At 61.4% G+C, this 24639-nt stretch carries 21 protein-coding genes and 1 pseudogene; 13 read left to right on the forward strand and 9 right to left on the reverse strand.

Annotated features, from left to right (window positions below; genetic code table 11):
* Positions 1 to 14: 14 nt before the first annotated feature.
* Positions 15 to 563 (forward strand): Nif11 domain/cupin domain-containing protein, encoded by a 549-nt coding sequence (locus tag VB739_RS07815; RefSeq protein WP_323356534.1) that lies wholly within the window; start codon positions 15 to 17, stop codon positions 561 to 563.
* Here VB739_RS07815 and VB739_RS07820 read toward each other — a convergent pair.
* The 5 genes from VB739_RS07820 to VB739_RS07840 all read right to left on the reverse strand — a co-directional run bounded on the left by VB739_RS07820 (position 472) and on the right by VB739_RS07840 (position 3116).
* Positions 472 to 1008: a phosphate-starvation-inducible PsiE family protein gene (locus tag VB739_RS07820; RefSeq protein ID WP_323356535.1), complete on the reverse strand. Its 537-nt coding sequence runs from the start codon at positions 1006 to 1008 to the stop codon at positions 472 to 474. The two genes, VB739_RS07815 and VB739_RS07820, sit on opposite strands and share 92 nt — an antisense overlap.
* Entirely contained in the window at positions 1008 to 1277 is a 270-nt protein-coding gene (locus tag VB739_RS07825; RefSeq protein WP_323356536.1) for a hypothetical protein, read from the reverse strand. The genes VB739_RS07820 and VB739_RS07825 overlap by 1 nt, the downstream gene beginning before the upstream one ends.
* Before the next feature lie 91 nt (positions 1278 to 1368).
* Positions 1369 to 1710, reverse strand: coding sequence for a hypothetical protein (locus tag VB739_RS07830; protein WP_323356537.1), 342 nt, complete (start codon positions 1708 to 1710; stop codon positions 1369 to 1371).
* 9 nt (positions 1711 to 1719) lie between these two features.
* Positions 1720 to 2097 carry a YkvA family protein gene (locus VB739_RS07835; protein ID WP_323356538.1) on the reverse strand — a complete coding sequence of 126 codons (378 nt, stop codon included), beginning with the start codon at positions 2095 to 2097 and terminating at the stop codon, positions 1720 to 1722.
* 98 nt (positions 2098 to 2195) lie between these two features.
* Positions 2196 to 3116, reverse strand: coding sequence for a sigma-70 family RNA polymerase sigma factor (locus tag VB739_RS07840; protein WP_323356539.1), 921 nt, complete (start codon positions 3114 to 3116; stop codon positions 2196 to 2198).
* Positions 3117 to 3331: 215 nt separating this feature from the next.
* Here VB739_RS07840 and VB739_RS07845 point away from each other — a divergent pair, with 215 nt between their 5' ends.
* Both VB739_RS07845 and VB739_RS07850 read left to right on the forward strand, forming a co-directional pair.
* Positions 3332 to 3820, forward strand: a complete 489-nt coding sequence (locus tag VB739_RS07845) for a DUF2214 family protein (RefSeq protein ID WP_323356540.1) — start codon at positions 3332 to 3334, stop codon at positions 3818 to 3820.
* Positions 3820 to 4557, forward strand: coding sequence for a peptidase (locus tag VB739_RS07850; protein WP_323356541.1), 738 nt, complete (start codon positions 3820 to 3822; stop codon positions 4555 to 4557). The genes VB739_RS07845 and VB739_RS07850 overlap by 1 nt, the downstream gene beginning before the upstream one ends.
* A 9-nt stretch (positions 4558 to 4566) precedes the next feature.
* Here the strand turns inward: VB739_RS07850 and VB739_RS07855 are convergent, their stop codons facing one another.
* Positions 4567 to 5373 carry a metal ABC transporter ATP-binding protein gene (locus VB739_RS07855; protein WP_323356542.1) on the reverse strand — a complete coding sequence of 269 codons (807 nt, stop codon included), beginning with the start codon at positions 5371 to 5373 and terminating at the stop codon, positions 4567 to 4569.
* Positions 5374 to 5468: 95 nt separating this feature from the next.
* Here VB739_RS07855 and VB739_RS07860 point away from each other — a divergent pair, with 95 nt between their 5' ends.
* Together VB739_RS07860 and VB739_RS07865 are read left to right on the forward strand one after the other, a co-directional pair.
* The gene (locus VB739_RS07860; RefSeq protein WP_323356543.1) at positions 5469 to 6140 is read left to right on the forward strand and encodes an SDR family oxidoreductase; all 672 of its coding nucleotides are present in this window, start codon (positions 5469 to 5471) and stop codon (positions 6138 to 6140) included.
* A gap of 36 nt (positions 6141 to 6176) precedes the next feature.
* The gene (locus VB739_RS07865) at positions 6177 to 7145 is read left to right on the forward strand and encodes an N-acetylmuramoyl-L-alanine amidase-like domain-containing protein (RefSeq protein ID WP_323356544.1); all 969 of its coding nucleotides are present in this window, start codon (positions 6177 to 6179) and stop codon (positions 7143 to 7145) included.
* Positions 7146 to 7280: 135 nt separating this feature from the next.
* Here VB739_RS07865 and VB739_RS07870 read toward each other — a convergent pair whose 3' ends face one another.
* The gene (locus VB739_RS07870; RefSeq protein WP_323356545.1) at positions 7281 to 7541 is read right to left on the reverse strand and encodes a hypothetical protein; all 261 of its coding nucleotides are present in this window, start codon (positions 7539 to 7541) and stop codon (positions 7281 to 7283) included.
* 465 nt (positions 7542 to 8006) lie between these two features.
* On the opposite strand from VB739_RS07870, the gene VB739_RS07875 reads away from it, so the two are divergent.
* The 4 genes from VB739_RS07875 to VB739_RS07890 all read left to right on the forward strand — a co-directional run bounded on the left by VB739_RS07875 (position 8007) and on the right by VB739_RS07890 (position 19831).
* Positions 8007 to 10406, forward strand: coding sequence for an autotransporter domain-containing protein (locus VB739_RS07875; protein WP_323356546.1), 2400 nt, complete (start codon positions 8007 to 8009; stop codon positions 10404 to 10406).
* Between the two features lie 84 nt (positions 10407 to 10490).
* On the forward strand, positions 10491 to 11270 hold the full coding sequence (locus VB739_RS07880) for an N-acetylmuramoyl-L-alanine amidase-like domain-containing protein (protein ID WP_323356547.1): 780 nt from the start codon (positions 10491 to 10493) through the stop codon (positions 11268 to 11270).
* 856 nt (positions 11271 to 12126) lie between these two features.
* On the forward strand, positions 12127 to 17076 hold the full coding sequence (locus VB739_RS07885) for a DEAD/DEAH box helicase (protein ID WP_323356548.1): 4950 nt from the start codon (positions 12127 to 12129) through the stop codon (positions 17074 to 17076).
* A 310-nt stretch (positions 17077 to 17386) separates the two neighbouring features.
* On the forward strand, positions 17387 to 19831 hold the full coding sequence (locus VB739_RS07890; protein ID WP_323356549.1) for an AAA family ATPase: 2445 nt from the start codon (positions 17387 to 17389) through the stop codon (positions 19829 to 19831).
* Positions 19832 to 20451: 620 nt separating this feature from the next.
* On the opposite strand, the gene VB739_RS07895 is transcribed toward VB739_RS07890, so the two are convergent.
* Positions 20452 to 20817, reverse strand: a complete 366-nt coding sequence (locus tag VB739_RS07895) for a hypothetical protein (protein ID WP_323356550.1) — start codon at positions 20815 to 20817, stop codon at positions 20452 to 20454.
* Positions 20814 to 21476, reverse strand: a complete 663-nt coding sequence (gene hisIE / locus VB739_RS07900; RefSeq protein WP_323356554.1) for a bifunctional phosphoribosyl-AMP cyclohydrolase/phosphoribosyl-ATP diphosphatase HisIE — start codon at positions 21474 to 21476, stop codon at positions 20814 to 20816. The genes VB739_RS07895 and hisIE overlap by 4 nt, the downstream gene beginning before the upstream one ends.
* Before the next feature lie 99 nt (positions 21477 to 21575).
* On the opposite strand from hisIE, the gene VB739_RS07905 reads away from it, so the two are divergent.
* The 4 genes and pseudogenes from VB739_RS07905 to VB739_RS07920 form a co-directional block, all read left to right on the forward strand.
* Positions 21576 to 22076, forward strand: coding sequence for a 6-carboxytetrahydropterin synthase (locus VB739_RS07905; protein ID WP_323356551.1), 501 nt, complete (start codon positions 21576 to 21578; stop codon positions 22074 to 22076).
* The gene (locus tag VB739_RS07910; RefSeq protein ID WP_323356552.1) at positions 22073 to 23041 is read left to right on the forward strand and encodes a permease; all 969 of its coding nucleotides are present in this window, start codon (positions 22073 to 22075) and stop codon (positions 23039 to 23041) included. The genes VB739_RS07905 and VB739_RS07910 overlap by 4 nt, the downstream gene beginning before the upstream one ends.
* Entirely contained in the window at positions 23038 to 23745 is a 708-nt protein-coding gene (locus tag VB739_RS07915; protein WP_323356553.1) for a TIGR03943 family putative permease subunit, read from the forward strand. Before VB739_RS07910 ends, VB739_RS07915 begins: the two co-directional genes overlap by 4 nt.
* A pseudogene (locus VB739_RS07920) lies at positions 23742 to 24639 on the forward strand (hypothetical protein); the annotation flags it as partial. The gene VB739_RS07915 and the pseudogene VB739_RS07920, both read left to right, overlap by 4 nt.

Genomic DNA, 24639 nt, shown 5'->3' on the forward strand with positions numbered 1-24639 from the left:
TGCGCCCCTCCCCGATGGCCGAAGCCCAGCTGCAGCAGTTCCTGGAGAAGGTGCGTCAACTGAATGCCTTCGTGGCCCTGAGCGAGGCCGATCCCTCCCTGCGCCAGGCCCTGCGCGACTGTGACGATCACCATCAGGTGGTGGCCCTGGCCCGCTCCTGCGGCTTCGAGATCGGCCGCCGCTGGGGGGAGCCAGCCGCCGGCGACGGGGCAGGATCAGCCGCTGCTGGGGCCGGTGCCTCCCTGGTGCGGGGTCCCTGCCCAGCCCCTGGTGAGGAACTCACCACCGTGCTGCTGCAGACCCCGCAGCTGCGGCTGGAGCGGATCCACTCCTGCAGCGCCTCCAGCCCCGAGGGCTTCTGGTACGACCAGACGGAGCACGAATGGGTGCTGCTGCTGCAGGGCAGTGCCCGGTTGCAGTTCGCCGGTGAGGCCGAAGCCCGCTGCCTGGCCTGCGGTGAGGCGCTGCTGATCAGTGCGGGCCAGCGGCACCGGCTGCTGGCGAGTGACCCGCCTCCTGGAACGATCTGGCTGGCTCTGTTCTGGCCGCCCCATCCCGCTTAGCGAGTTCCGCGTCATGGACCCGACGCACCAACCAGAAGGCCACCGCCAGGCACAGCACGGCGATCCCGAGGCCCACCACGAGCATGGGCTTGTTCTCGGCGTTCGGGGGCAGCACGATCACCTTCCTGGCCACGGCCGTGATGGCGGTGAGCAGCACCAGTTCGATCTGCACCACGTGGCGGCGCAGGTAGGAGGTGATGTTCTGCAGCACCTCGATGGCGATCAGCAGGTTGAGCAGATCGCCGAGCACGGCGATGAGACCTTCCCCCACCCAGCGCCGGTTGGGGTCGAACAGCTGAACGACGACCTCGAAGGTGAACTTGAGGGCCGCCACCAACAGCACCAGAAAGAGCATGACGGCCAGCAACTTGGCCACCAGGCGCTCTCCCCGGTCGATCAGGCGAAGAAAGATCGTGTCCTGGAAGATCCGCTGCAGGCGTCGCATCAGTTCGTGAACGGCTGGTAGTTGGGCTTGGCCGGTGTGTCACTGGGGGAGTTTTCGATCACCGTGTCGCAGGTGATCGAGCCATCGGGGCTGGTGACGCAGTTGGTGGGCTTGATCTGGGTTTCCGGACCCACATTGCCACCACGCTTGAGCATGAAGGATTCGGCCTGGGCCTGGGCGGCGCCGCTGAAGCACAGACCGGCCACCAGGGCAGCGGCGGCCCGCAGGGAGCAGGGGAAAGCGCGGGTGAGGACGGCGGTGGCGTTCATGGCGGTGGTCGTCGGCGCGGGGCCGCAGGATCGGTCAGCCCCCACTCTGGAGGCTGGTCGCCTGGCCCGCCAGCGCGGCGCGTCTGGGGCGTCAGCTGCCGCTGTCGCCGCGGATTTCCTGCAGCAGCAGGTCGAGCTGCCCCATCGAATCCGCCATCGGGTCGCCGGCGGCGGCAAAATCGCCGTCCTCGCCGGGCTCCTCGGCCAGCCACTGGGCCTCGATGGCACAGAGGCGTTCGGCCAGACCCGCTGCCCCCTGATGGCTGTAGGTGCGGTGCAGCTCCTCAAGCAGCACGGGCATGCGGATGGAACCGGCCCTCAGGGCCCGACGCAGGTCGGACTGGGTACGGCCGGTGAGCCGCAACCAGTCCTTGAGGAGGCTCTGGAGCTCGTCGAGCTGCTCCGGGCTGAGGGAGGGGGCGGACGCTGGCATGGCCAGACGCTACCCCTGCTGGCGGAAGAGGGGGAACCAGCGATCCAGCCGGCTCTGGGCCCGGGCGCGGATCGCCGGCGTGCGGTGGGTGCCGCAGAGCCCCAGCAAGGCCGTGAGCGCCACCATGTCGTCACTGAAGCCGGCCGCCGGGATGAAATCGGGGATCACATCGAGGGGCAGCAGCAGATAGGTGAGGGCCGCCAGCACGGTGAGCCGCACCTGGGGAGGGGTGGAGCCATCGAGCAGGAGCTCCACGCATTCGAAGGCAGGCCGGGCGATGGTGCGGCCGGCCCGACGCAGCAGCCGCACCAGCAGCGCTTCATCGAGAACGGCGCTCTCCAGCACCTCGGCATCGACGGGCGCCTGTTCAGCGGGAGCAACAGCCATGGCGATCTGCTCGGGGGAAGGGACACGCCAACGGGTTGGGCGTCCATTCATTCTGTGGGCCACGCAGGCCGATCAACGAGGGGTGGATCCCCCTACGTTCACTCCTCCACCAGGCCGCTTTCGATGCCGGTTTTGCGCAGCTTGCGCAGGGCCCGCTGCACCACCTGGCGGCAGTACTCGCGGCTGCATTCCAGCTGCCGGGCCACCTCGGCCAGGGTGCGCCACTCGTGGCTGCCGTCGAGCCCGAAGCGCAGCAACACCACCGTGCGCTCCTTGGGGGTGAGGTTGGACTTGTCCAGCAGGGTCCAGACCGACTCGGTGCGCTCGGCCTGCTCGGCCCGCTCCATCGGCGCCGGCTCGTTGCTGGGCAGCACGTCCACCAGCTCGGAGGGATCGGCCTTGGAGCGCACGGCCCCCTGCAGGCTGACCGTGACACTGCGCAGCTCGCAGCCCAGCAGGTCTTCGACCTCAGCCACGGGCAGCCCCATGGCTGTGGCCAGCTCACCGGCGGTGGGGGAATGGCCGTGGGACTGGAGGTGGCGCGCCTTGGCGGCCCGCAGCCGGGTGAGCTTCTCGTTGACGTTGACGGGAATGCGGATCGTGCGGCTCTGGGTGGAGAGGGCCCGGTTCAGCCCCTGACGAATCCACCAGTAGGCATACGTGCTGAAACGGTGACCACGGGTGGGGTCAAACTTTTCGACGGCGCGGGTCAGACCGATGGTGCCTTCCTGGATCAGATCAAGTAAATCCAGGCCCTTGCCCTGATAGCGCTTGGCGAGATTGACGACCAGCCGCAGGTTGGCGGTCACCATTTGCTGTTTTGCTCGCTCGCCGTTGCGCATGGTGCGCTTTTCGAGATCGTCGTAGTCGCAGGCCGGGCCGCTGCCACCCGCCTCGGAACAGCGTTCCTGCAGGCTGACCATCGCCTGAACTTTTCGCCCGAGGGTGAGCTCCTGCTCAGGGGTGAGCAGTTGATGGCGGCCAATCTCGCCGAGAAAGGCACTGAGGGAACTCGCCATAGAGCATCCGAATCGCTGTGTTGAACCTACGGTTGTTTCTGGATGTTCCTGAAACAAACAGAAAGCCTTCAGTGTTTGGTTGCGGCTTCCACATACAGGCCGCTGATTCCTTATTTTCTGCTGATTTCAACCTGGCCTCCAGGCCGTGCTCGCCCAGGGGCCCGCAGGCCAGGAGCCAGCCGCTACCGTCCGGGGCGATCCCCTGACACCAGCCGATGGCCGGGCTTCTCTCCATCCCCTCCGAGGTGCTCTCCAGCGCCGGGGTGGCCTACGTGCACTACCTGAGCTTCATGGTCTGCTTCGGCGCCCTGGTGCTGGAGCGGCGCCTGATCCGGCCCGACCCGGACCGCAAGGACGCGATCCTGATGGTGATCACGGACGTGACCTACGGCCTGGCCGCTCTGGGGGTGCTGCTCAGCGGCATCCTGCGGGTGCTGTATTTCGGCCAGGGCACCAGCTTTTACACCGAGAACCCCCTGTTCTGGTGGAAGGTGGGCACCTATCTGGCAGTGGGAGCCCTTTCCCTCTACCCCACCATCACTTACATCCTCTGGGCGATTCCGCTGCGCAAGGGGGAGTTGCCCCAGGTGAGCGAGGCCCTGGCCAACCGCCTGCGCTGGGTGCTCAACATTGAGCTGGCCGGCTTTGCCGCCATCCCCCTGATGGCCGCCCTGATGGCCCGTGGAGTCGGACTGGCGGGCTGATGGGCCGGCTCCACCGCCTGCCAGTGGCCTGCCTGCTGCCGGCGCTGCTGCTGCTGACGGCGCCGCTCCAGGCCGCCGAAGCGGATTGCCGCGTGGCCGTGGCCACCCGAGGCGTCGCGGAAACGCCGGTACCGCCCGCCGCCATTGCCCCGGGAGCTTCAGGTGAGGACTACCGCCAACGGCTGCGGCCCACGGGCTTCGGCTGGCCGCGGCTGGATCACTGGTGCGTGTGGGTGGAGCCCGCGGCGACAAGCGGAGCGGGCCAACGCTGGGACGCCCTCTGGCTCGGGGCTGTGGAGCGGGCCCTGGGCCAGTGGCAGAACGAACTGACCATCACCCGGGTGGAGGATCCGGCGGCGGCCCAGGTGCGGATCCTGCGGCGGCGGCCGCCCCTGCAGCGGCAAGCCTCCGGCCGCACCCGGGCCAGCCACGGCCGCGCCGAGCTGGCGGTGGTGGAGGCCGACCGGGGCGCCGGCTGGATCCTGGAGCCGCAGGTGCAGGTGCTGATCAGCCCGGGCCAGCGGCCGGAGGCCACCGAAGCCACCGCCCTACATGAGCTGGGCCATGCCTTCGGGCTGTGGGGCCACAGCGACGACCCCGCCGATGCCATGGCGGCCGTTCCCGGGGCCCAGCCGGTGCTGGCGCTGAGCCAACGCGATCTGGCCACGCTGCGCTGGCTGTATGCGCAACCCACACGCTTCGGCTTGCCCGTGCTTTCGGCGCCCGCGTCCCGCTGAGGGAGCCGTTCAGGCCGGCGGGCTTTCCTCGGCATGGGGGGGCCGGTGGGGCGGGTGGCGGTGGTGGTAGGGGACGAAGCCCGGGCCGTAGATCTGGGCCAGCCGGGTGGGGCTGAGGGCGTGGTCGGGGGTGCCGTGGCAGCGCAGGCTGCGGTTGAGGCAGAGCACGCCATCGCAGGTGCGGCGCACCATCTCCAGATCGTGCGACACCTGCAGGATCGTCCAGCCTTCGCTGCGGCGCAGCTGATAGAGGAGGGTGTGGAACTGCTCGGCGGCGCGGGCATCAAGGCCGGCCTGGGCCTCATCGAGCACCAGCAGGCGGCGGGGGCGCACCACGCAGAAGGCCAGCAGCACCCGCTTGAGCTGGCCGCCGGAAAGCTCGGAGAGCAGACGGTCGGCCAGGTCGTCGCAGAGGGTCTTGCGCAGGGCGGCGCGGATGGCGCTGCTGCGCTCCTGGCGGCCCAGCCAGGGGAGCGACAGGCCGGGCGAATCCCAGCCCAGGCCCACGAATTCGGCCACCGTGAGCGGGAAGCGGCCCCGGGGCGAAAGGCTCTGGGGCAGGTAGGCAAGCTTGGCGCGCAGCTCCCGCGGCAACTGGCCGCGGCTGCCGAGGCTGCAGCCCAGGAAGCGCACCTCGCCGGCCTGGCGGGGCAGGATGCCGAGGATGGCCTGCACCAGGGTGCTCTTGCCGGCCCCGTTCGGACCCACCAGGGCGGTGTCGGATTCGGCCACCAGCTGGAAGCTGACGTCATCCACCGCCGTGACGGCCTCACGCCGCACGCTGAGGTGACTGACTTCGAGAACCATTTCGGCCATGGGGGCAGCCTACCCAGCCGGCCCCGCCCTGGCTGTCGCCATGCCAACGGGCGGGCCACGAGAATGGACCCCAACGCTTTGAACCGAAACACCTCATGACGTGCATCGCCGTGACGGGAGCCTCAGGCAAGACGGGTTGGCGGGTGGTGGAAGAGGCCCTGGGCCGGGGCTGGGGCGTGAAGGCGATCCTGCGGCCGGGCTCGGCGGTGCCGCCCGGGCTGGCCGGCGCCGAGCTGGTGCGCCTGGAGCTGGGCGATGGCCAGGCACTGGCGGCGGCGCTGGCCGGCTGCGACGCCCTGGTGATCGCCACCGGGGCACGGCCGTCGGTGGATCTGGCCGGGCCGTTGAAGGTGGATGCCCTGGCGATGCGCCCCCAGATCGCCGCCTGCAAAGCCGCCGGTGTGAAGCGGGTGGTGCTGGTGAGCTCCCTGTGCAGCGGCCGCTGGCTGCACCCCCTGAATCTGTTCGGGCTGATCCTGGTGTGGAAGGGGGTGGGGGAGCGCTGGCTGGCCGCCAGCGGCCTCGATTGGACGGTGGTGCGCCCGGGGGGGCTGAAGGAAACCGAGGAGGGGATCGAGGCCGAAGGCATCCGCTTCAGCGGGCCTGACCAGCAGGAAAGCGACAGCATCCCGCGGCGGCTGGTGGCGCGGGTGTGCCTGGATGCGGTGGAGAGCCCGGCCGCGATCGGCCGCATCATCGAGATCACCAGCAGCCCCCAGCTGCCGGCGGTGGGGCTGGAGGCGTGGCTGGCGAGCAGCGCGGCCTGACGGCGGCTGTAGGGTCGCCGCGGCGGTAGCAGCTGGATGCGAAAACCCACTCTCCTGCTGGGCCTCACGGTGCTGATCACCGCCGGAGCCAGCTTCGCGGCGGCCAACCTGCTGCTGCGCAACGTCGCACCAGCCAGCCGCAGCGTGGCGGCGGCGCCGCCGCCCCTGCCGGGGGGTGTGGCCCTGGCGGAGCCGTCGCCGAAATTCGTGGGTGAAACGCGGGTGCTGGCGATGGAGGCGATCGATGCCACCGCCTGGGCGCCAATGAACCAGGCGCTGGTGCAACTGGCGCGCCGCTTCCTCGACTATCCCTTCAAGGGGTTCTCCCTTGATGGCGGCCCGAAGGAGCAGCTGGTGCTGGATCTCACCAACTTCGACTGTTTGCTGTTCGTGGAGCAGCTGCTGGCGCTGAGCAACAGCCGCAAGGTGGACACCCAGGACGAAGGGGTGGAGCGCTTCACGCAGCACGTGCGGCGGCTGCGCTATGTGGATGGCGAGGTGGACTACTGCCGGCGGCAGCATTACTTCAGCCGCTGGGCCGAAGCGGCGGAGCGCAACGGCTACGTGGTGAACCTCACCCCGTTCCTGCCGGGGGCGAGCAGCCGCACGGTGCCGCTCAACTTCATGAGCAACCACATCAAGAGCTACAAGCCGATGCAGCTGGCCCGCAACAGGCAGTGCATCACGGAGCTGGAGAAGGATCTGGTGGTCAACCAGCCCTACATCCCGCTGGCGGCCCTGCCGGGGGTGCTGCCATCCCTACGCAGCGGTGACATCTTCGCGCTGGTGACCAAGGTGCCGGGGCTGGATGTGACCCACGTGGGCTTCCTGGAGAAGCGCGACGGGGTGATTGATGCGATCCACGCGGCGGAGGGGGCGGGGGTGATCCGCAGTGAGAACTTCGCGAAATACGCGGGGCGGGTGCAGGACGTGATCGGGGTGGCGATTTATCGGCCGAGGCCGAATGATGGGGGGAAGGGGAGTGTGGCTAAGCCGGGGGGATGAGGTCCACCTAACTAGCGGCAGGACGATGGAAGATGGTTGTAGGGCCGTCATCACCGCCCAAATTCCGTTCACGCTCCCTGTGCGGTGGAAACACCCAGCAGGGACCAGAGACCAGAGCGATGCGAATCCAGCGTTTCAGATCACCCCATTAGCCCTCGCTACTGCGCAACTGGTCCGGTGGCGGCAGCTGGATGTGGTCTTCCAAGGGCTTGAAGTAGGCCCGCTCACCGCCCCTGTGGCAGCCACGAAACGCTCGGCACTCTCCAGCCGCACCGCCACCCGTACGGCATTGAAGACGGAGCTGGTCTTGGCCGTGAGGTAGGCGCCTGGCTTGGTGGCCTCGGCGGCCGCCCCCTCGAACAGGCCGCTGATCGGCCCATCCGCCAAGAACGCCAAGTTGCCGGCCTACCTGCGGTTCTATAACGGCCGCAGGAACCTGATGGCCCTCGGTGGCCTCGCCCCCAAGCAGCGGCTTGCTCAGCAGTTGACATGACCAACCTGATGGAAAACCACCCATACCGCCCTGTGATCCTTCTCCAGACCAGGCGACGCTCAAAGGCCATCAGGCTGTCAACCGGGATCATTGCAGGGTTATTTCTCATCAGCGCAGGCCACGGAAAGGCCGACGTCGTCATCGTCAACACGCCCAATGGCACAACCGGTGGATCGTTGCTGATTGACGGAACCGGACTCATCAGCTCACCAAAATCGCTGATCTTCACAACGGGCAGAATTCCAAGCCAGATCAACACGCTGACGCTGGGCCTGAACCCCTTCAGCGTTGCAACGCCACTGCCGCTCACCACCAGCCTTGGGGTCTCGATCTGGTCCACAACAAGTAGCGGCGCAAACCCGGTGCCTTTGTCAGCCCTGACAGCCTCTCAGCGCCTGACTGCCACCATCGGCGCGCTGCGACAGCTCTACACGTTTGATTCCAGCAGCCTCGGCAGCCTCAGCTCCTTCACCCTCAATCCAGACACCACCTACGGGCTGACGCTGTCTGGCCTTGTCGATGTCGCGATCAACGACCAGCCGAAATGGGGCAACACCGGCAATACGGGGGCGGGTAGAACTGAGCCCACTGGCCTCAATGGGTTCACCTACAACTCCTTCGCCATCAGTGAGGATGGGGGGCTGACGTGGTGCACGGCACAACCAGCCGCGAACCCCTGCGGATTTCCCTACAACGCGATCTTCCTGGATGTCAGGTTCCTGGGCGTCACCCCAGGCACCACCACCCCGGCCAGCGCTCCCTCCAGCCCCCTGCTGGCGGGCGGCACGGTGATCGTTGACCAGCCAGGCACGTTCCCAACGAATTACTTCCTGAGCAGCCTGGGTGGAACCATCGATATCAATGGCAAGATTTCGACCTTTACAGGCACGTTTTCCGGCAACGGCCCCCTGACCTTCTCCAATAGCGCCAGTGGCGGCCAGACGAGTCTGGTCGGTCTGAGCACCTACACAGGGGCAACGACGGTGCAGCAGGGAGCAACCCTGGCCGTGAACGGTTCGATCGCCCCATCCTCAGGATTGACGGTGCAATCCGGCGGCACGATTGCTGGGTCCGGCCAACTCCCTGGCACCTCGATCGCCTCCGGTGGTGTGATCGCCCCGGGCAACTCGATCGGCACACTGACCGTCAACGGGAACTACAGCCTGAATGGGGGAACGCAGGCCATCCAGATCCAGGGTCCCCAGAGCGACCGCGTCGTCGTGACCGGGACGGTCACCGTCTTTTCGGGTACGACAGCGCTCAGTTCCTATGGCGGCGGCACGGCCTGGCCTGGATTTCGCTACACGCTCCTCACCGCCAGTGATCCCTTCTCGACGCCCTTGGCCCTGGGGCTGGATGCCGCGTCGATCACCCCATCGGCGCTGCTGCAGTTCGGCACGGCCTTGATCCAGGAAGCCGATGGCAACCCCCGCACCTTCGACGTGCAGTGGCGCCCCAGGAACGGCAGTGGTGCGGTGGCTTCGGCGCTGCAGGCCTTGGGGGCTGCCGGTGGCAATGGCACCGCTGCCGCGGGGGTGTTCGATTCGGCCTTCAACCGCCTGGCCATCGCGGCGGCGGGCAATATCAATGCCACCGGGGCCGCGATCGGCAGCACGGGTTTCACCACAGGCCAGGCCATGGCGGCAGGGCTGAGCAGCGACCTTGTGTTCCGCCTGGCCAATCTGCTGGCCATTCCTTCCGGGGCCGGGCTGGAGCAGGCGGTGAATTCGATCACGCCGGAGTCCTATGCCGCGTTCCAGAGCGTGGGGCTCAATGTCCTGCGGCAGCAGCGGCAGACCCTGATGGCCCAGGCCGGCGGTTGCCGGACGACGGGTTGGGTGATTGGTGGCACCACCCGGCGGAACGACGCGGCCTCCGCAGACAGGAAGAACGGGACACCGGTGTGCGTCTTCGCGACCGGGGGCAATGCCACCTCCACGATTGATAGCCGGGATGGGCTCTCGGGGTATGACGCCGCTATCGCCGGTGGCTTCTACGGCATCGAAGTTCAACCCAGCCAGCAGTGGACGCTGGGAGGGGCCTATGGCTACGGCACAGCAGGGTTGAGCAACCTGGGGGCCGGCAGCAACAGCATCAGCTCCAACATCAACAGTGGCTCGCTCTATGGGGTCTACACATCCGATAGGGCCTGGACGATCAAGGGCCTGCTGGGATACGGCAATTACAACATCAATGGCCTCCGGCGCCTGATCGCGGTGGGCAATGGCAACGCGATCACCGGCGGCACAACAGCCCATGGCTACACCGCGGGGCTGCAGGCTGACTATGCGATTCCGCTCAGCAAGCCAACCGCCACGGTGCCGGTCACGCTCAAACCGCAACTGGGTGTGGCCTATGGGGCCTATCAGCAGGACGGCTTCAGCGAAAGCGGTGACCCGACCATGAACCTGAACGTGGGGGGCCACACCAGCCACAGCCTGGTGGGAACGCTGGGCGCCGAGGTGACGGCCACGATTCCCCTGAATCCTGAGAGGAGCCAGCTGCTCAAGCCACGCGTCGCCGTGGCCTATCAGGTGGATGCACTGGGCGATCGCAATGGCAACAGTTCGCTGAACGCCAACCTGCCGGGAGCGGGCGTGAGCTTCAGCAGCACGGGGCAGAATCGCGGCATCAACGATCTGACGCTGAGCGGCAGCCTGGAGTACGACATCGCCAGCAAGGCGTCCTTGTATATCTCTGCCTCCTATGAAGTCTTTTCCACGGGTCGTCAGTTCGCCTATGGCGGTGGCGTGAAACTCAGCTTCTGAGCTGGAAGAGGGGGGTGCGCAGGCTGATACCCCCTCACCCATCAAGCTCCAGCCACTAGCGTCTCGCCACCGCTACCGGGATGTGTGGCACTGGGTGACCCGCCACCAGGATTCGTGGGGGAATCGCGGGCGCTGACGGTTGAGGCGATCGACGCCACCGCATGGGCGCCGATAAACCAGTCCCTGGTGAGCCTGGCGCGCCTCTACCTGGCCCTGCCGTTCCAGGGCCTCTCCCGCCATGGCGGCCCGAAGCAGAAGCTGCTGGCGCTGAGCAACAGCCGCAAGGTGGACACCCAGGACGAAGGGGTGGAGCGCTTCACGCAGCACGTGCGGCGGCTGCGCTACGTGGATGGCGAGGTGGACTACTGCCGGCGGCAGCATTACTTCAGCCGCTGGGCCGAAGCGGCGGAGCGCAACGGCTACGTGGTGAACCTCACCCCGTTCCTGCCGGGGGCGAGCAGCCGCACGGTGGCGCTCAACTTCATGAGCAACCACATCAAGAGCTACAAGCCGATGCAGCTGGCCCGCAACAGGCAGTGCATCACGGAGCTGGAGAAGGATCTGGTGCTGAACCAGCCCTACATCCCGCTGGCGGCGCTGCCGGGGGTACTGCCGTCGCTGCGCAGCGGCGACATCTTCGGGCTGGTGACAAAGGTGCCGGGGCTGGATGTGACCCACGTGGGCTTCCTGGAGAAGCGCGATGGGGTGGTGGATGCGATCCACGCGGCGGAGGGGGCGGGGGTGATCCGCAGTGAGAACTTCGCGAAGTACGCGGGGCGGGTGCCGGATGTGATCGGGGTGGCGATTTATCGGCCCAGGCCGAATGATGGGAGGGAGGGGAGTGGGGCCAAGCCAGGTCAGTGATACATATAGTTTCCAATGTGCACAAAGTTCATGAGACGACGCGAGAAAGCGGTGGGGAGTGTTTCACCCGCTACCTGAAGCGCCCAGAATCCACCACGCCTAATCGACGCTGGGAACACCACCAAAGGCGAGGGAGCATGATACGGATCAAAACCAGCGCATCAGATCACCCCATCCGGACTGGTTGCATCCAGGACCGCCAAAAGCTGCTCCAAAACCTGTCGCACTGCAGGGCCGCGATCTGGGTGGTGCACCGCCGCGAAGACCCTCGCAGTGATGCGGGAATCAATCTCCTGCAAGCAGATCGTGCTGTCCATCAGCAGCTGTACGCCAATATCGGCGGTAGTGAAAGGCATAGTCATGGTGAGACTGCCTACAGGGTTCCCAACGCCGGTCAAGGGCGTCAAAGTGGCGCAAGGGCTCTCAAGCGCCGAGCCCGATAGCAGACGAGGACATCCAGGCCGCAGAGGCTACAAAAGAGAATAATGAGCAGCCCTTCTCCAAATGAGTGAATTTCTATACCCGTAGCCAAGCATCATCGGGTCAAGCACATCAGCTCCCCAATGTATCAATTCAAATCAACTACTCTGCTATTGACCAGCTCCAATAAGCTCAGGCAGGCAATGATCACTTCGGCAGATGTGGATCCCCCAAGTGGATAAGGCTGGCTCGCGTTCTGCAATATGCCATTCACCGTGTGCCCTTACAGATCAGCACCAAAGAAAGCACTTGATCATAGAGAAAAGTGTACGTGTTCCCGGGGCTAACACAATTGCTCATGGGGGGTTCATGCGGCATTATGGCACTGCAGACTGGCGGAAGCCTGGCCCACCTAAGTACTGCTTGTGATAAAGAGATGAGCATCCTCACCATCCTCGCTGAATTCCGCGAAGCCGCGCTAAACAATCGTGACCTCGGTGACAAGTTCGAGCGACTCATCCGTCGCTACCTCGAACTCGACCCCCAATATGCCGAACGATTCTCCAACGTTTGGCTTTGGAACGAATGGCCGCACAAGGGCGAGGTCGGCGATATCGGAATTGACATTGTTGCCGAAGAAGAAGCAACTGGCGACATCGTCGGAATCCAGTGCAAGTTCTACCTACCAGATCATCATCTCGCCAAAGCAGATATCGACTCATTTCTATCTGCCCTCGGGAAGAAGCAGTTCGCATCAGGCATAATTGTCTCTACCACTGATAAATGGGGATCAAACGTAGAGCACACAATCAAGGATCAGAGCAAACCCATCCAAAAGCTTCGTTTTCAAGATCTTGACGCCTCACCCGTGGACTGGTCGAGCTTCTCCCTGAACTCGATCAACAAGCTGAGGCTTTTGAAAAAGCGGAATCCTCGTCCTCACCAGCAAGCTGCAATTGCCGATGTGGAGGCCGGCTTCACCGAAAACGTTCGCGGCAAGCTGATCATGGCTTGCGGAACAGGGAAGACTTACACGTCTCTCGCAATCACAGAAGCGATTGCCAAAGGTGGAAACGTTCTTTTCCTCGTTCCTTCGCTCGCATTGCTCGCCCAGACTCTCCGCGAGTGGACAGCATACTCTATGAAGCCCATACACGCTATCGCAGTCTGTTCAGATGCAAACATAGGACGCCGTAAGCATAGGGACGACGAAAATACTGAGATAGACATTACCGACCTCGCCTTTCCGGCTACAACCAACACCAAAGCCCTTATCCGCCAGTGGGACGCCATTCAACGCAAGATCAAGAAGCGTAAGCAGTCCAAAGAAAACCGGGGTACGGCCGTCGTCTTCTCCACTTACCACTCCATTGCTTCGGTCCATGAAGCGCAAAAGGCCGGCCTTCCCGTCTTTGATCTTGTCATTTGCGACGAAGCGCACCGCACAACCGGAGTCACACTCTCAGAGCAAGACGAGTCGCATTTCGTCAGAATTCACAACAACGATTATATCCGGGCAGACAAGCGTCTCTACATGACAGCAACTCCACGAGTCTATGGCGATGAGACGAAATCCAAGGCCGACGACGCCGAAGCCACGCTCTGCTCAATGGACGATGAGGCCCTCTATGGCCCCGAGTTCCACCGGCTCGGCTTTGGAGAAGCCGTTGAACGGAACCTCCTAACGGACTACAAAGTCCTTGTCCTTGCGGTAGACGAAGGCTATGCCGCCAAGGCCTTCCAGGCGCTAATCACCGATGCCGACAACTCCCTAAAACTCGACGATGCCGTCCGAATCACAGGATGCTGGAATGGTCTCGCCAAAAAACTCGACCATACCACTGCTGACGAGGCAGAGCTATACGGTGACCTCGCCCCAATGCGCACCGCCGTCGCCTTCTCACGCTCCATCGCGGACTCCAAAGCATTCTGCACCTACTTTGAGGAACTCGTCAAGATCTACAAAGCTGACAACCCTGAAGAGGATAACCTTCTCGAAGTTCAAGCCGACCACGTCGATGGAGGCATGAACGCTATTTCCCGCGCCCACAAGCTTGACTGGCTTAAGGAACCAGGCCCCGCCCTGCGTTGCCGCATCCTATCAAACGCCCGCTGCCTGTCCGAAGGCGTTGATGTTCCCAGCCTTGACGCCGTGATATTCCTCAATCCGCGAAATTCTGTCGTCGATGTCGTCCAGTCCGTCGGCCGCGTCATGCGCAAGGCAACTGACAAGCAATACGGTTACATCATCCTTCCCATCGGAATCCCAGCCGGCGTTACCCCCGAGGAAGCACTCAGGGACAACAAAAAGTACGCAATCATTTGGCAGGTACTCCAAGCTCTCCGCTCCCACGACGATCGATTTAACGCCACCATCAACCAAATCGAACTGAACAAGAAGCCTCCAAAACAAATCGGCATCATCGGGATCGGTGAAGCTGACGTGAGTGGCGAGGCCAAAGACTCGAACCTGGATGCTGACGTCGCAGATAAGAAATCAATGGGTGCGGAGCAAACCGCCTTCGACTTCTTCCACCAGCTTCAGGAATGGAAGGACGCCCTCTACGCTCGTATCGTCAAAAAATGCGGAGAGCGGCGCTACTGGCACAAATGGGCAGAGGATGTAGCCAAGATTGCACAACGCCACACCGACCGCATCCAGCTCCTCCTCAAAGAAGGGGACCCAAGCCACGTCAGAGCGTTTGAACAATTCCTCTCCGGCCTCCACACAAATATCAACCCAGCCATCACTCGAGGTGAAGCTGTCGAGATGCTTTCTCAGCACCTAATCACTAAGCCCGTCTTTGACGCCTTGTTCGCAGATTACGCCTTCTCAGACCACAACCCGGTCTCCCAAGCAATGCAATTGATGCTAGATGTCCTGAGCGATCAGGCCCTCGAAAAGGAGATTGCCAGCCTAGAGAAGTTTTACGCCTCGGTTCGCACCCGTGTGGCTGGGATTGACAATGCCGAAGGCAAACAAAAGGTAATTCTAGAACTTTATGACAAGTTCTTCTCTACTGCCTTCAAGAAATTGGCCGAGCGGCTCGGTATCGTTTATACGCCCGTCGAAGTAGTCGATTTCATAATCCAATCCATCGAAGATGTGCTCCAAGACGAATTCCAGACCTCTCTCAGCGCCAAAGATGTCCACATCATCGACCCCTTTACCGGCACTGGCACTTTTATCACCCGTCTCCTTCAGAGCGGCATCATCAAGCCGGAAGACCTCTACCGTAAGTACACCCATGAACTCCACGCCAACGAGATCGTGCTTTTGGCTTACTACATCGCAGCAATCAATATTGAGGAAACCTACCACGCCCTTCAGCAAGAGGACGCCGAAGGCAGGATCGAAGACGAGTCGAATACACCCGAGGCGACCGAGTATATCTCATTCGACGGTATCGTCCTTACCGACACCTTCCAGCTTGCCGAAGCATCAGGTCAGACAGATTTAGAAGACGTCATGTTTCCAGTAAACAACAAGCGGGTAACTCGGCAGAAAAAGGCCCCCATCCGAGTCGTTATCGCAAATCCTCCCTATTCTGTTGGGCAAGGAAGCGCTAATGACGATAATCAGAATTTACGCTATCCTCACCTAGACAGCAGAATAGAGGAGACATACGCTAGGCGATCAAAAGCAACGCTCAAGAGGCACCTATACGACTCATATATTCGCGCCATTCGCTGGGCATCAGACCGAATCGGCGTACAAGGAATTATTGGTTTTGTAACTAACGGGTACTTTGTAGATGCAAACAATATGGATGGTCTTCGCAGCTGCTTAGTAGACGAGTTCACGTCGATCTACGTGTTTAATCTTCGAGGCAACCAACGCACCTCTGGAGAGGAGTCTCGGCGCGAAGGAGGTAAGATTTTTGGTTCGGGTTCAAGAACCCCTGTTGCTATCTCGATTCTAGTTCGCAATCCAGATAAAGGGCCTCCCGGAGAGATTTTCTACTATGACATAGGCGAGTATCTAAGCCGCACAGAAAAGCTCAGCATTGTGGCCAAGCTTGCAAGTCTGAATGGCCTCCATCGGGGGAAGCAATGGCACAAGATTCATCCGAACCCAGAAGCAGACTGGGTCAATCAACGTGATCCTGCCTTCGATTCATTCATACCTCTGTTTGAAGATGAGCAGCAAACTTTCTTCGCAGCAAGAAGCCTGGGTGTTTCAACCAATCGCGACTCATGGGTCTGCGGATTTGGGAAAGCGCACCTCTCTAAAGTAATTCAAGGTTCCATTGATGCTTACAATGAGGAACTAACCTCAATCACTAGTACCGATGAATCTGTTGAACCCTCCAAGAAGGATCCCACACGAATCGCCTGGTCAAGTACCCTGCTTAATAAGTTTGCTGCAAGAAGAGAAGCAGCATTTAACAGCAGTCATTTTCGATTAACAGCCTATCGCCCTTTCTCCAAATCACACCTCTATTTTGATCGGTTTTTGGTGGATCGACCAGGCAAGCATAATCAGTTTTTTCCCTCTCAAAGCCATGCAAACATCGCGATCTGCGTGTCGGGCATAGGTAGCCGCTCAGCCTTCTCCACTACGATCGCCGATTTAATTCCCAACCTTTCATTCGCTGATGTCAGTTCCGGATCACAATGCTTTCCTCTATATCTATTTGAGAAGCCCGAGGCCGAGTTAGCCCAACTAGATTTCGACAATGCCTACATTGAAGGCGAGGTCATCTACGGATACCACCGCAAGTATGCGCTCACTGACGCCATACTTGCAGAATTCCGCAGTGCTTATGGTGATGATGTGAGCAAGGAGGACATCTTCTACTATGTATATGGCATACTTCATTCGCTTGAATATCGAGAGCGCTTTGCCGTAGATCTCAAGAAGATGCTGCCTCGCATCCCTCTGACAAACGATCGCGCTGACTACGAAGCCTTCACCAATTCAGGCCGAGATCTCGCACACTGGCACCTTTGCTACGAGACCATTGACCCGTGTCCCGATGCACAAGAGCAGAGTGACCAGCTATGCCTAGACCCGTGGGACCTATACAGGGTTAAGAAAATGACCTTCTCTCGCCCAAACGAAGCTCAGAAAGCTGAAGGGCTGAAGTGGGACAAGACCCGCATCATCTACAACAGCAAAGTCACTCTCACAGGCATCCCCTTGAATGCCTACGACTATGTCGTAAATGGAAAACCTGCGATCGAATGGGTCATGGATCGCTACCAGTACACCGTTGATAAAAAGAGTGGCATCACAAATGATCCAAATGACTGGTGCCACGAACATGACAACCCCCGTTACATTATCGATCTCCTTAGGCGTGTTATCCGCGTCTCTCTTGAAACAAATAGGATCGTCGACAGCCTCCCCTCACTAAATGAAAGACCCCACAAGGCCCCTTGAATTGTGAGCCTTAGAGGCGCTTGGCTCTGCATTCTCAAGAGATTAGCGAGCCCCTAGTAACTATGATGGTGCCACATATGCTAAGAGATGCCATCTACCTAGCGATTGTTCATTATCGGCAGATCGCCAGGATTAAAGCAAAATCTTTTTCGTTTATATGAGTCTCTGAACGGGTAGCCTCATCTACGATCTTCAGCATGATCACGGACACCCTTAGGATCTCTGCCTAGGTTCCTTGGAAAGAGGCTGGCTGCGAGATAGCAATCATTGAAGTCATGCTATATGCTTTAGTCACCAACAGATTCTTTCCATGGCTGGCGAGATCCGGAAGATTGATTTGATTCGGGGAATGGCAGTGTTTCGTGACTTTCATTGGGCTTCTTCCGTAAGGGATGGAGGGAATAATATCGCTGAGTTCAAGAGGATCAACATCCTTTACGGCAGAAACTATTCAGGCAAGACAACTTTGTCTAGAATCTTTAGAGCGCTTGAAACCGATTCAATTTCAGAAAAATATGGCTCACCTGAGTTTCAGGTAACCTTTGAAGGTGGCAGCACCGTGACTGAAGACTCTTTAGGTAGTCACGGCCAAGTAATTCGGGTTTTCAATGAAGATTTCATAAAAGAAAATCTCCGCTTCATTGTTGATGATGAGCACACAATCAATTCGTTTGCCATCTTGGGAGAAGACAACACAAGGCTTGAGGATGAGATCACCATGCTTGAAGCCGAGCTTGGGTCAGAAGAGGATATGTCTGGCCTCCTTGGGGGACTTCAGGGTGCTGAGCAAAAGCTTGCTACAGCCCGAAAGGCTCATGACGATAAAGTATCAGAGTTGGAAGAAAAGCTACGTGACAAGTCTAATAAGCCGGGATCCGGAATCAAGCACAATAGATTGTTTGGTGTAGCCATATATAATGTACCTAAACTAAAAGAAGATATCTCTTCAGTCTCGAGAGACTCCTATTCACCACTTACTGATGATCAAATAGGCGAATTCCATAACATCCTAAGGGAAGATCCCAAACCAGAAATTCCTGAGTTATCTCCATTCAATCTTCAATACTCGACGATAGCGATAAAGGCTCATGAGTTAGTAACTAAGAAAATTCAAGCTTCTGCCCCAATTCAAGAGCTTCTCAACGATGCGGCATTAGCGGCATGGGTAAGAGCTGGGCGAGGCCATCACGAAGGAGAAAGGGATGTATGCGCTTTTTGTGGGAATAGCCTCCCTTCAGATTTATGGGACAAACTAGATAATCATTTTAATCAGGAATCTGAAGTGCTTCGAGGAGACATTGATAGCCTTCTTAAATCAATTGAGCATGAGCGTGCTCAATTTCCCGACAAGTTTAGAATCAAGATCTCAGACTTTTATTCAAAGTTCAGCACAGAGTTAGATTCTGTCGCAAACCAGTATTCAACTCAATCTGCCATTTATCTGAATGGCCTTGATGCCATAGAACAGAAACTCAATGATCGAAAGATAGATATCTTTAATTCACTCGAGTTCGAAGCCCCTCCATCCGCAGTTGATGAGTTAAATGCTGCTAGAGCTATACTTGAAGGAATACGAGTCAAATCAAACCAGCTCACTGCTTCGCTGAGCGCAATCCAATCGGAGGCTCGCGCTGATCTGCGCCTCAATGAAGTTTATACATTCAAAAGTGCTATAAAGTACGAGAATGAATGTAAAGCCATTGATTCGTTATTTGTGATTGTAGGCGAGGCAGAGGCAACTAGGAATTCTGCAAGGATAACAGTTAATTCGAAGCGTGCAAAGATCGTCGAACTGAAGGCTCAACTTAAAGATGAGAGCAAAGGCGCTGAACGAGTGAATGACTATCTAAACAATTTCTTCGGACACCAGTTTCTTTCACTCAAAGCTGTTGAAACAACCCCAGGAGATTCCTCAACGGGATACCGATTTGAAGTGACTCGCGACGATAAGAAAGCTTTCCACCTTAGTGAAGGAGAATGCAGTCTGATTGCATTTTGCTACTTCATTGCAAAGCTTGAGGATATCGATACTAAGGGAAACCAGCCGATTATCTGGATTGATGATCCTATTTCCAGCCTCGATTCAAACCATATCTTTTTCGTTTATAGTCTCATCAATGCAAAGATCGTCACGCCTGAGCTAATCGCTAATGATGGCGAGACGACAGAGCGGGAGCGCTTCAAGCAGCTATTCATGTCAACTCACAATCTAGATTTCTTGAAATATCTGAAGCGACTTCCCGGAGCATCAAATAAATCAAAGTCTCAATACTTCATAATTGCACGGACTGAAAAGGCCAGTATCATATCTCTGATGCCACGTTACCTCAAAGACTACGTCACGGAGTTCAACTTCTTGTTTCACCAGATTTTCAAGTGCGCCAATGCGCAAGTTTTGTCCGAAGATGATTATGGCTGTTACTATAACTTCGGAAATAATGCGAGAAAGTTTCTTGAAGCATTCTTATATTATAAATTCCCGAATGCTGTAGAGGAGAAAGACACTAAGCTTGCTCGATTTTTTGGAGACGACGCACTAGCCACATCACTTACAGAAAGAATTAACAATGAGTACTCGCACTTGGCTGGCATGTTTGAGCGAAGCATCCAGCCGATAGACGTACCTGAAATGAGATCGGTTGCAAGATTGATCCTTCGGAAGATTCAAGAGAAGGATCAAGATCAATATGCAGCCTTGCTACAAAGCATTGGAGAAAGCTATGAACTGCACGGCGGCACACCCGAACAGCTGTAGGTGCTGGTGGCCTTAGAAACTGATAATCTCGAAACAATTTTTCTGCATATTGCCTACATCGCTGGCTTTCAACTGCGATTTCACAGTGATTAGCGGATAGCCTTTGCTCTCTAATCCTTTACACGATGTTCCTTTTTCATGTTTTTCTATTGAGCCATTCTATCCTAATGATACCTGCATGACTTCGCACATAAAGTGGAGTATGAGAGAAGGTCTTATCTGAATTCAGCCTTGATAGAGTTTACGTCTAGAAGAGGCTTGCCTTTCAGTTCTTGCTTTAACTTCTTATCATTAGGTGCTTAATGGAGCCTCGAATGATTGGCAATAATGCCCTCCCGAGGAGGAGCAATCCAGGCGATGCAATGAGACTCTTTCTATATTGTCTGATAGGGCTAGGATCTTTCGAGATCCCCTGAATTCCATACCATGTCTGTGATGGAATTCCTTCTGTGCTTTGGTTGAGCCATTTCGGATTAATAAGTCACAGAAAATGATTTTACCGCTTTTACATCAGCTTCTCATCGCTTCAGGTTTAGCACAGCTTTTCAGAATAAGTAAAGCAATTTGAGCAAGCAAGATGGTCTGTTCATAAGGGTATTATTCACATCAGATCATATTTCTCACCGATCCAACTCCAACCACTTCCGCGCCTCCACCGCCGCCTTCTCCTGCCCCTGCCGGTGCCCGAAGGCAAACGCCGCCACACAGATCAACGTGATCGCCGCCGGCACCGTGCCCGACGGCAGCCGGTTGCGGTTGGCCAGGTCGTCCGGCAGGCCCCCCAGCGTCAGCACCAGGAAGCCCACCGCCCCCAGGGCCGTCAGGCCATAGAGAAACGGTGTGATCGTGCGGCGCGTCAGGGCGTGCAGCAGCAGCACCGCCGGCCCCACCCAGGGCAGGCTCGAGCCCAGGGCCCATAGCCAGCGTTCGCCCGATCCATCGGTGAGCCGCCGGCGGCAGGCCAGTTCCCGCTGCAACCGGCTCATTCGCGCCGTGGCGCGCCGCGCCGCTCGGCCAGCACTTCCTGCACCCGGCGCCAGTCGACGCCGTGGTGGGCCAGGGCCACCTGCAGATGAAAAATCAGATCGGCCGCCTCACCGGCGATCGCGTCCGGGTCGTCGTCCTTACAGGCCATCACGAATTCGGCGCTCTCCTCGCCGATTTTCTTGAGGATGCGGTTGTCGCCCCCCTCCAGCAATTTGTTCGTGTAGCTGCCGGGCTCCGGGCGCTCGCGGCGCCCGTTGATCACCCGCGCCAGCTCGGTGCACACATCCGCCGGCGGCGGCAGGGCGTCCGGGCCGCCCGCGGTGGCCTCCGCACCTTCCTCGTAGAAGCAGCTGCGGGCGCCGGTGTGGCAGGCCACCGCGCCGGTCTGCTCGATCGTCAGCAGCAGCACATCGGCATCGCAGTCGTAGCGGAGCCCCCTCACGTGTTGGAAATGGCCGCTGCTGGCCCCCTTGTGCCACAGCTCCTGCCGCGAGCGGCTCCAGTAGTGCACCTCGCCCGTGGCCAGCGTGTGCTCGATCGCCTCCCGGTTCATCCAGGCCACCATCAGCACCGCCCCATCCAGCCAGTCCTGGGCAATCGCCGGGATCAGCCCCGCCCCATCGAAGCGCAACGTGGCGATCAGCTCCGGGCCGGGCAGCGCCGCCCCCCCACCGGGGCTGGGCGGATGACAGGATCCAGGGGAAGCGGCGGAGGGAGCCCCCACGGGACGCGACGTCAGCTGCAGTGATCCTCCCCCATGCCCATCCCCGCCGCCCACACCTGCAGCAAGAGCTACGGCGGCTTCCCCTGCTGCCACCGCCAGTGGCGCCACCCGGGCCACTGTCGTTTCGTGCACGGCTACAGCCGCAGCTTCACCTTCTGGTTCGCCGCCCACCACCTCGACGTCCACGGCTTCGTGGTCGACTTCTCCAGCCTCCAGCCCCTGCGCGAGCGGCTGGAAGAGCAGTTCGACCACACCTTCCTGGTCAACCACGACGACCCCCTCCTCGCCCAGTGGCAGGCCCTGCATGACCAGGGCGCCCTCGACCTGCGCGTGATGGCCAACGTGGGCATGGAGGCCAGCGCCGAACTGGTGTGGGGCTGGGCCAACGCGTTGCTGCACCAGCGGGATGGGGGCCGCAGCTGCTGCTGGCGCGTCGAGGCCCGCGAGAACGAGGCCAATGCCGCCCGCTTCACCGCCGTGCCCGCCTGGTTCGACGCTGCCGCCACGCCTCAGGAGCCCTGGCCGGCGCCGTGATCCTCACCCGTCTGGCCACCGCCTGGGCCCTGTTCCAGGGGCTGCTGATCGAGGCGCTGCCCTTCCTGCTGATCGGCGTGCTGATCTCCGCCGGCGCCCGCTGGTTCGCCCCCGGCGGCCGCTGGCTGCGGCGGCTGCCGTCCCATCCCCTGCTGGGTCCGCTCACCGGCGCCGCCCTCGGTTTCGCCCTGCCCGCCTGCGAATGCGGCAACGTGCCGGTGGCCCGCCGCATGCTCAGCGGTGGCGCGCCCCTCGGCGCCGGCCTGGGCTTCCTGTTCGCCGCCCCCGTGCTCAACCCGATCGTGATCGCCAGCACCTGGGCCGCCTTCCCCGACCAGCCCTGGCTGCTGCTGGCCCGCCCCTTCGGCGCCGTGCTGGTGGCCGTGGCCCTGGCCCTGCTGCTGGGCCTGGTGCCCGAGCCGCTGCTGCTGCAGGCCGACCTACTGGCCGAACGGCGCCTGCACCAGCCCCTGGCGGCGGTGGGGCTGCTGGAGCGCTCCAGCGGCCTGGTGGGGGCGCCGCCAGCATCGGCCCTCAGCGCTGAGGCCGCCCCGCCCCGGCCGCCCCTGGCGGAGCTGATGAAGCATGCCAGCCAGGAATTCCTGCAGCTGGCCCTTTTGCTTGTGATGGGCTGCGTCATCGCCGCTCTGGTGCAATCCTTCGTGCCCCGCAGCTGGCTGCTGGCGGTGGGCGGCGCCCCCACCCTCTCGATCCTGGCCCTGATGCTGCTGGCCCTGGTGGTGTCGGTGTGCTCGAGCGTGGATGCGTTCCTGGCCCTCAGCTTCGCCGCCCAGGTCACCCCCGGGGCCCTGCTCGCCTTCCTGCTCCTGGGACCGGTGATCGACCTCAAGCTGGTGAGCCTGCTCGGGCTGCTGTTCCGACCCCGCGGCCTGGTGCTCACCACCGCCGGGGCCGCCCTGATGGTGCTGCTGATCGGCCAGTGGGTGAACCTGTGGCGCCTGTGACTCCCCTCCTGCTTCAACGGGCCGCCCTCTGGCGCGCCGCCAGCCTCGGCCTCTGGGCCCTGGTGCTGCTGGTCAGCAGCGTCGACGGCCGCCTCGATCTCCTCCTGCGGGCCGTCTTCCACCCCCTGGTGGCCCTGGCCGGCCTGCTGCTGCTGGCCGTGGCCCTGCTGCAGCTGCGCCTGGCCTTCGGGCCCGGCCGGCAGGAGCGGGGCGACCGGCGCCAGGCCCGCACCCTGCTGCTCACCGCCGCCATTGCCCTGCTGGTGCTGCTGCTGCCACCGGCCCCCTCCTTCGCTGATCTGGCCGGCCAGCGCCCCCGCGACGAGACCGCCGAAAGCGAGCTCAGCTTCGTGCTGCCGCCGGCCCAGCGCAGCCTCACCGACTGGGTGCGGCTGCTGCGCAGCCAGCCCGATCCCAAGCTGTTCGCCGGCGATCCGGTGCGCATCAGCGGCTTCGTGCTGCCGATGGAAGGGGAACCTCCCCAGCTGGCCCGGCTGCTGGTGCGCTGCTGCCTCGCCGACGCCTCCCCGGTGGGGCTGCCCGTCCACTGGCCGGCGGGAGCGGCCCCCTTCGCCGCCGACCAGTGGCTGGCCATCGACGGGGTGATGGGCCTCAAGCCCGCCCCCGGCGGCGGCGAACGGCTGGAGGTGGTCCCCAGCCGCATCCGGCCGATCCCCCGGCCGGCCCGGCCCCTGGAACCATGAGCCCGCTCTCCCGTCTCCCCTGGGCCCGGCCCCTGCCGCTCAGCCTGGGCCTGGCCGGGTTGCTGGCCCTCGTCCAGCAGCAGCTGCTGCTGAACCACCCGCCCCGGCTCGAGCGGCTCACCCCGGTGGCCGCCAGCTCCGGACCCGCCGCCCTGCAGGCCCGCTTCAGCCGGCCGATGGATCCTGCCAGCCTGGCCGCAAGCAGCAGCCTCTCGCCGGCCCTGGCCCACCGCTGGCTCGGCGACGGCGACACCCTGCTGCTCAACCTCTCCCCCGACCAGCGGATCAGCTCCCCCTTGATCCTCCAGCTCGCCGGCCGCGATCGCCGCGGCCTGGCCCTGCCCCCCCAGCGCTGGCAATGGGATCCGCGCCCCCGGCTGCTGGCGGTGGTGCCGGTGGGCGCCGGCGAGCAGGTGCAGCTGCGCGAGCACGACGGCCGCTGGCACCCGATCACGCCGGTCTGGCCGCGGATCACCATGCTCGAACCGCTCGGCAACGGCGAGGCCGTGGCGGTGGTGGCCCGCTCCGAAGCCGGCCGCTTCCGGGTCTGGCGGGTGCCCCTGCGCCAGCAGCCCCTGCGCCCCCTGGGCCGCCACGGCAACGCGGCGCCCAGCCCTGTGCAGGCCGGCAGTCCGGTGCCCCTCGGCCCCGCTGACATGGTCTTCGCCCACATCAGTGCCAACCGCCGCGGCGAGCTGCTGGTGCAGGCGGGCGGGGAGCAGCCCGACCAGGTGAGCCTCCAGTTCTGGCCGTCCAGGGGCGGCCCGCAGGACCTGCCGCTGCAGGCCAGCGGCGCCGTACGGCTGCTGCCGGAAGGCGGCTCGGCGGTGGTGCCGGAGATCGACGGCCTCAGCCTCCAGAACCTGCCGCCGCGGCCGCCCCGCCGTCAGACCC

This window comes from Cyanobium gracile UHCC 0281, from assembly GCF_034931305.1.
Lineage (GTDB): Bacteria > Cyanobacteriota > Cyanobacteriia > PCC-6307 > Cyanobiaceae > Cyanobium > Cyanobium gracile_A.

Bases quoted from the DNA above. Each gene is read 5' to 3' on its own strand.
- VB739_RS07830 (WP_323356537.1), bottom strand. From the start codon at position 1,710: ATGCCAGCGTCCGCCCCCTCCCTCAGCCCGGAGCAGCTCGACGAGCTC.
- VB739_RS07840 (WP_323356539.1), bottom strand. From the start codon at position 3,116: ATGGCGAGTTCCCTCAGTGCCTTTCTCGGCGAGATTGGCCGCCATCAA.
- VB739_RS07845 (WP_323356540.1), top strand. From the start codon at position 3,332: ATGGCCGGGCTTCTCTCCATCCCCTCCGAGGTGCTCTCCAGCGCCGGG.
- VB739_RS07855 (WP_323356542.1), bottom strand. From the start codon at position 5,373: ATGGCCGAAATGGTTCTCGAAGTCAGTCACCTCAGCGTGCGGCGTGAG.
- VB739_RS07890 (WP_323356549.1), top strand. From the start codon at position 17,387: ATGGCTGGCGAGATCCGGAAGATTGATTTGATTCGGGGAATGGCAGTG.
- VB739_RS07865 (WP_323356544.1), top strand. From the start codon at position 6,177: ATGCGAAAACCCACTCTCCTGCTGGGCCTCACGGTGCTGATCACCGCC.
- VB739_RS07905 (WP_323356551.1), top strand. From the start codon at position 21,576: ATGCCCATCCCCGCCGCCCACACCTGCAGCAAGAGCTACGGCGGCTTC.
- VB739_RS07850 (WP_323356541.1), top strand. From the start codon at position 3,820: ATGGGCCGGCTCCACCGCCTGCCAGTGGCCTGCCTGCTGCCGGCGCTG.
- VB739_RS07835 (WP_323356538.1), bottom strand. From the start codon at position 2,097: ATGGCTGTTGCTCCCGCTGAACAGGCGCCCGTCGATGCCGAGGTGCTG.
- VB739_RS07815 (WP_323356534.1), top strand. From the start codon at position 15: ATGGCCGAAGCCCAGCTGCAGCAGTTCCTGGAGAAGGTGCGTCAACTG.
- VB739_RS07885 (WP_323356548.1), top strand. From the start codon at position 12,127: ATGAGCATCCTCACCATCCTCGCTGAATTCCGCGAAGCCGCGCTAAAC.
- VB739_RS07820 (WP_323356535.1), bottom strand. From the start codon at position 1,008: ATGCGACGCCTGCAGCGGATCTTCCAGGACACGATCTTTCTTCGCCTG.
- VB739_RS07895 (WP_323356550.1), bottom strand. From the start codon at position 20,817: ATGAGCCGGTTGCAGCGGGAACTGGCCTGCCGCCGGCGGCTCACCGAT.
- VB739_RS07860 (WP_323356543.1), top strand. From the start codon at position 5,469: ATGACGTGCATCGCCGTGACGGGAGCCTCAGGCAAGACGGGTTGGCGG.
- VB739_RS07825 (WP_323356536.1), bottom strand. From the start codon at position 1,277: ATGAACGCCACCGCCGTCCTCACCCGCGCTTTCCCCTGCTCCCTGCGG.